The 671-nt window shown below is 44.9% G+C and carries 2 protein-coding genes; both read left to right on the top strand.

Going from position 1 to position 671, the window contains the following annotated elements:
- Window positions 1-450 (top strand): RNA polymerase sigma factor RpoE (gene rpoE / locus VT06_RS17000; protein ID WP_046555520.1); only part of this gene is annotated, 450 nt, incomplete at its 5' end.
- 21 nt (window positions 451-471) lie between these two features.
- Window positions 472-671: RseA family anti-sigma factor (locus VT06_RS16995; RefSeq protein WP_046555519.1), on the top strand; the 200-nt coding region annotated here is incomplete at its 3' end.

The following is a 671-nucleotide window of genomic DNA, read 5'->3' as shown; positions in this document are numbered from 1 at the left end:
GGTGATGTTCCGGATGTAGCGCAAGAAGCTTTTATTAAAGCGTATCGAGCATTACCGAACTTTCGTGGTGAAAGTGCGTTCTATACATGGCTATATAGAATTGCTGTAAATACAGCAAAAAATTATTTGGTGGCGAAAGGGCGTAAGCCCCCAGCCTCTGATGTAGATGTAGAAGATGCTGAGTTTTTAGATGCAGGACATGGTTTGCGTGATATCGCCTCTCCGGAGCGTATGTTGTTATCCGACGAACTGAAGCGAACTGTGATGGACACCATTGCCGCATTACCAGACGATTTGAAACAAGCAATTACATTGCGTGAATTAGATGGTTTGGGTTATGAGGAAATAGCAATCACAATGGATTGTCCAATAGGTACGGTAAGATCAAGGATATTTCGGGCACGGGAAGCAATAGATAAAGCAATACAACCTTTGCTCGATGACAATTAAGGCAACTGAGGATACATGCGAATGACGATACACCAGAGAGAAAAACTATCAGCACTGCTCGATGGCCATATTGAAGGCAACGAGATAGTGATGGAGCTGGTGGACAATGCAACTGAGCGCGAACGTTGGTTTCGTTATCAGCTAGTAGGTGCAGTAATACGCGGCGAAACAACCACGCAGCAGCCATTTGATATTTCTGCGCAAGTTGCTGCACAGGTAGC

Origin of the sequence: Arsukibacterium sp. MJ3, assembly GCF_000987765.1 — a bacterium.
Classification (GTDB): Bacteria; Pseudomonadota; Gammaproteobacteria; order Enterobacterales; family Alteromonadaceae; genus Alishewanella.
Note: the sequence above shows the minus strand (reverse complement) of the source record. Positions and strands in the feature narration are given on the sequence as shown.